Source organism: Stenotrophomonas sp. 05L44_2, from assembly GCF_056665995.1.
Map to the genome: position 1 here is coordinate 1 of NZ_JBFTNR010000279.1, position 4,942 is coordinate 4,942.

The 4,942-nt window shown below is 66.9% G+C and carries 6 protein-coding genes; 3 read left to right on the plus strand and 3 right to left on the minus strand.

Annotation, left to right across the window (positions count from 1 at the left end; translation table 11 throughout):
- A partial coding sequence (gene phaZ / locus AC1VAN_RS11210; RefSeq protein WP_480985820.1) for a polyhydroxyalkanoate depolymerase occupies positions 1-752 on the plus strand: 752 nt, incomplete at its 5' end.
- 198 nt (positions 753-950) lie between these two features.
- Here the strand turns inward: phaZ and AC1VAN_RS11215 are convergent.
- The 3 genes from AC1VAN_RS11215 to AC1VAN_RS11225 form a co-directional block, all read right to left on the minus strand.
- On the minus strand, positions 951-1,940 hold the full coding sequence (locus AC1VAN_RS11215; RefSeq protein WP_442251027.1) for a sensor domain-containing protein: 990 nt from the start codon (positions 1,938-1,940) through the stop codon (positions 951-953).
- The gene (locus AC1VAN_RS11220; protein WP_032975774.1) at positions 1,937-2,302 is read right to left on the minus strand and encodes a PadR family transcriptional regulator; all 366 of its coding nucleotides are present in this window, start codon (positions 2,300-2,302) and stop codon (positions 1,937-1,939) included. The genes AC1VAN_RS11215 and AC1VAN_RS11220 overlap by 4 nt, the downstream gene beginning before the upstream one ends.
- Positions 2,303-2,394: 92 nt before the next feature.
- Complete coding sequence (locus AC1VAN_RS11225; protein ID WP_480985821.1) at positions 2,395-3,432, minus strand: HEAT repeat domain-containing protein; 1,038 nt, start codon at positions 3,430-3,432, stop codon at positions 2,395-2,397.
- On the opposite strand from AC1VAN_RS11225, the gene AC1VAN_RS11230 reads away from it, so the two are divergent.
- Both AC1VAN_RS11230 and AC1VAN_RS11235 read left to right on the plus strand, forming a co-directional pair.
- Positions 3,418-4,032, plus strand: coding sequence for a hypothetical protein (locus AC1VAN_RS11230; RefSeq protein WP_312963481.1), 615 nt, complete (start codon positions 3,418-3,420; stop codon positions 4,030-4,032). The genes AC1VAN_RS11225 and AC1VAN_RS11230 overlap by 15 nt on opposite strands.
- Positions 4,005-4,907 carry a peptidylprolyl isomerase gene (locus AC1VAN_RS11235; RefSeq protein ID WP_442251025.1) on the plus strand — a complete coding sequence of 301 codons (903 nt, stop codon included), beginning with the start codon at positions 4,005-4,007 and terminating at the stop codon, positions 4,905-4,907. The genes AC1VAN_RS11230 and AC1VAN_RS11235 overlap by 28 nt, the downstream gene beginning before the upstream one ends.
- Positions 4,908-4,942: the final 35 nt, after the last annotated feature.

Consider the following 4,942-nt stretch of genomic DNA (forward strand, 5'->3'; position numbering starts at 1 on the left):
CCGTACCGGTGCTGGCCGCGGTTTCATTGATGGCCAGCCGCGGCGAACCGACGCCGCGCACGCTGGTGATGATGGGTGGCCCGATCGACGCGCGCTGCAGCCCGACCGCGGTCAACAACCTGGCCACGCAGAACCCGTTGTCGTGGTTCGAGAACAACGTCATCCACACCGTACCGGCCAGCTATCCAGGTGCCGGCCGCCGCGTGTATCCCGGTTTCCTGCAGCACGCCGGCTTCCTGTCGATGAATCCCAGCCGCCACTTCAGCTCGCACTGGGATTTCTACACCGACCTGGTGAAGGGCGACCTGGAGGATGCCGACGCGCACCGTCGCTTCTACGACGAGTACAACGCGGTGCTGGACATGCCGGCCAAGTACTACCTGGACACCATCTCCGTGGTGTTCCAGGATTTCCTGCTGCCGCGTGGCGAGTGGGTGGTCAACGGCGAAAAGGTCGACCCGTCGGCAATCCGCGATACCGCGCTGCTGAGCATCGAAGGCGAGCTGGACGATATCGCCGGCCTCGGCCAGACCGAAGCGGCGCAGGCACTGTGCAGCGGTATACCGGCCGAACGCCGTGAACACTTCATCGTGGATGGTGCCGGCCATTACGGCATCTTCAGCGRCCGCCGCTGGCGCGAAGTGGTGTACCCGAAGGTGCGTGACTTCTTCGCCGCGCATGCCGAAGCCCCGGCAGCGAAGGCCACGAAGAAGAAGAGCAACGTCACCCCGCTGCGCCGCAAGGCGGGGTAGCACGCCCCTGGTGGATGCCAACCTTGGTTGGCGCTTCTGGTAGATGCCAACCTTGGTTGGCGCTTTCGGTAGATGCCAACCTTGGTTGGCGCTCTTTCAAGCGTACTGACACCTGATGGTTCGTGCCAACCAAGGCTGGCACCTACCATGGCGAAGTGCCGACCGAGGTCGGCACCCACCAGAGAACAGATCGCTGCCTTACAAGCGCACCAGCAGGTTCTTGGCCAGCATGCCGTGCAGCTTGCCGATGCCGCGTGCCAGGTGCATCGTCAGCAGCAGCAGCAACACACCCACCGCTGCTACCACGATCGCCACCAGCGGCGAGGCTGCCATCGGCAGCACGTTCACGTCGTTGATGTAGATGCCGGGGATGTCGCCGCTGAAGATCGCCGCCACCGGTGCCCAGATCAAGCCCAGCGACAGCGACAGCAAGGTCACCGCGATGGTGAAGTAGATGATGCCCAGCGGCAGCATCAGCACGAAGTACAGCAGGGTCAGCCAGGTACGGCCATCAGTGAACATGTCGCCGATACGCTGCAGCCAGCTGCGGCTGCGGTCGGTGTACTGCGGCCGGCGCGGCATGCGCTCGCCCAGCAGCGCTTCCACCAGCCGCCCTTCCAGCAACGCCAGTCCACGCACCGAGCCGAAGAACAGCACGGTCAACGGGACGCCGATGATCAGGATCAGCAGGCCCAGCGACAGCGACAGGCCGGTGACCACCCAGGTGAAGAAGAAGATGCCGGTGGCCAGCGACAACAGCATGTAGAACAGCGCGCCGTAGGTGTGCGGGTCCGTCACTACGCCGAAGAAACGCGCCAGCAGCGAGCGTCGCACGGGCGCTGCGGGCTGTGCCGCCGGTGCAGCACCGCTGGCCTCGGCCGCTGCACGCAGCACCGGGCCCGTGTCAGCCCGCGGCGTGCGCAGCGCGCGGTTCACCGTGAGCTCGGTTTCGCGGTAGATCTCCGCCACCTCGTCCGGTGCGCCGTAGCTGCCGGCGACGTCGGCGATGACCTCGGCTTCGCTGCGGCCGGGTTGCGCCGCCAGTTCCGAGCGCAGGTATTCCTCGGCGTCGTACAGGGCGTCCTGCACCATCGCCGGATCGGCACCGTCCAGCGCGGCACGCAGCTGCGCCAGGTACTGCGGGATGGTGCTGGGCAGACGGTTGCCTGCCAGGTCCAGGTCGTTCATTGCGGTACCCCCTCCAACACGGAATCGACGGAATCACGGGTGTCGCGCCAAGCCTGGCGCCATTGCTGCAGCACCTCCCGGCCACGCGCGTTGATGCGGTAGTAGCGGCGCGGCGGCCCGCTGCTGGACGGCTCCACATGGCTCTCCAGCAGGCCGGCGCCCTCCAGGTTGCGCAGCACCGGGTACAGCGCGCTCTGCTTGCCACTGAGCACGCCCTCGCCCACCCGTTCCAGCTCCTTGGCGATCAGGTAGCCGTACAGCGGCTCACCGGCGCGGGCCAGCACTGCGAGCAGGGCCAGCGACACGGTGCCGGCGCTGAGCTCCTTCTGGAACTTCTTCAGGTGGACATCGTCCTCGGACATGACCGGCCCTCCACTACGTTGAAGTCCACAGTAGTGCGAAGTTCGGTATAGCGAATGTGTCGTTAGTCATCCTGCCGTGCGGAAGGGGGCCTTCAGGCATGATGGACGGCCGCCCGCACTTGGGCCGCAACGTTCTGCGGCAAAGAGTGCCTGCCCTCTTCAAGCCGGCTGAGCAGGGCCTGCCGACGGGCGGCCCCGAGCGGCGAGTACTGCCCGCTCACCCGAAGCCAGCCATGCACGAGCCGCAGGTGCCAGGCACGTTCATCCTCGCGCTGCGGTACCGCATCCAGCAGCAGGTCGAGGTGTTGCCACAAGGGCAGCCGGGTCAGCTGCCCGAGCAGGCCAGCCTGTGCCACCGGCGAAGGACCGTCGTGGCAGAAGGCGAGCAGGCGCGGCGGGTCCAGCTCTGCCGCCCATAGCACGGTGGCGCTGGCCAGCAACGCATTCACGGTCCGCCCCGGCTTTTCCAGTGCCTCGCGCAGCAATGCCAGACGGGCACCGCCCTCGGCCCGCACCCAGCCGCGCAGGCAGTTGCGCTGATGGCGCGCCGATACCTGGGGCAACAAGGCGCGCAATGCAGGCATATCCTCTGCCTCGGCGTGATCGGCCAGCGCTTCCAATGCTTCGYGCCATCGCGCGCGTCGACGGTGCTTGAGCTCGTCTCGCCACAACGCGATGGCCGGCGTGGCCTGCCGCTGCTGGAGCAGCCACATCGCCAACCGGCGCACGCCTCTCGAACGGTCGAATGCCGCGGTTTCGATGTGCGCATCCAAGCCGGCCACCTCGCGCTCGACCAGCGCACGCAACGCGGCACTACGTACCCCGCTCGCAGGCGCGGACAATGCCAGCGCGCACTTCGCCTCGACATCCGCAGGCTCACCGTGGTGCAGAAGATCGGCAAGTGCCAAGTGCGAGATGTGCGGATCACTGTCCAGAATCGCGCGCACGCGCAACGCTGCCCGATCCGGATGACTGTGCAGGGCGACGGCGTAGGCCATCAGCCGGGTGCGTGCGTCGGGATGGCCCAGCAGTCCTTCAAGCACTATGCGGCTGGAGGGCGATGACAACCAGGCGAACAGGGTGCCCTCGAGCCACGCCCGGTCAACGCGCTGGGAATGGCGCAGGCGCACGGCGACCGGCCAGGCCGCCAGTACGTGCTGCACCGCGCACTGCCCGAGCAGGGACATCACGCAATCCTGCGCCGCCGCACGCACTTCAGCCACCCAGTCATTGCAGCGGAGCAAGGCACAGGACAACGTCAAATGGCTGGGCACCGAGCGCATCATCTGCAACGCGGCCTCACGCGTGCGGCCATTGCCATCCGAGCCCGCAAGGAACAGTGCCGCCGTCTGCACAGTAACCGGCGCCGCTGCACAGGCTTTCAGGCAGGCGAGCAGGCCATCATCGTTGGCAGCCCACCAACTGCGCCGACGCTCATCAAGATCGAACAGCCCACGTGGCGACAACGTCTGCAACCAATGCACACGATTCCCCCCTTCATCGACGAACGCCTTCAGGATCTGGTCGATTCTGGCGCTCAGTGCGGCTTCGGGGGCCTCCGGATGCGGTATCAACATCATCTGCTTCCATTAAGGAGAATGACCATCGTGCCGCACGTACATGGACACGGCCAGCACGGGACCGTGGCGCAGGCACGCACTCTCGCGCAGAATCGAGACCTCGTTCATGTTCCGGGGATCCCATGCCGCACCGTCGACGCCTTGCCCTGACTACCCTCGCCCTGGCCTGCCTGCTGCCCTCGCTGGCCAGCGCGGCCGCGCCCTACCGCAGCCCGCAGCAGATCCTGGAGGCCTCGGCCGCCAGCGACTGGCGCACGCCGGACCCGGCCAACCTGCTGTACATGGACCTGCCGGCCGGGCGGGTGATCATCGAGCTGGCGCCGCAGTTTGCCCCGCGCCATGTCGCCAACATCCAGACCTTCGCCCACGAGCACTTCTGGGACGGCACCAGCATCTACCGCTCGCAGGACAACTTCGTGGTGCAGTTCGGCGATGCCGACGCCGACGATGCCGCCAAGGCCAAGCCGTTCGGCAGCGCCCAGCGCAAGCTGCCGGCCGAATTCGAGCGTGCCAACAGCGGTTTGAAGGTGAGCGTGCTGCCGGATCGCGATGGCTGGGCAGCGCAGACCGGCTTCGTCGACGGCTTCCCGGTCGGCCAGGACCCGCAGGCCGGCAAGGCCTGGCTGGCGCACTGCTACGGCATGCTGGGTGCGGGCCGCAGCAACGAGGAAGACAGCAGCATCGGTGCAGAACTCTACGTGGTGACTGGCCAATCGCCGCGCCAGCTGGACCGCAACATCACCCTGGTCGGCCGCGTGCTGAAGGGCATGGAACTGCTCAGCGCTATCGCGCGCGGACCGGCACCGATGGGCTTCTACGCCGACCCGAAGCTGCGCACACCGATCGTGTCGATCCGTCGCGTCAGCGACGTACCCGCGGCCGAGCGCACACCGATCCAGGTGCTGCGCACGGATTCAAAGACCTTCGCCGATACGGTCGAAGCGCGGCGCAACCGCGTGGATGATTTCTACAAGCGCCCGGCCGGGCATATCGACCTGTGCAATATCCCGGTGCCGGTGCGGTAGGAGGCTGGCTTCCTGCGCGTGGCGCGTGCTGAAGG

Excerpts from the sequence above, each read along its gene's own strand:
- AC1VAN_RS11215 (WP_442251027.1), bottom strand. The coding sequence starts at position 1,940 with ATGAACGACCTGGACCTGGCAGGCAACCGTCTGCCCAGCACCATCCCG.
- AC1VAN_RS11220 (WP_032975774.1), bottom strand. The coding sequence starts at position 2,302 with ATGTCCGAGGACGATGTCCACCTGAAGAAGTTCCAGAAGGAGCTCAGC.
- AC1VAN_RS11230 (WP_312963481.1), top strand. The coding sequence starts at position 3,418 with ATGGCGCAGGCGCACGGCGACCGGCCAGGCCGCCAGTACGTGCTGCAC.
- AC1VAN_RS11235 (WP_442251025.1), top strand. The coding sequence starts at position 4,005 with ATGCCGCACCGTCGACGCCTTGCCCTGACTACCCTCGCCCTGGCCTGC.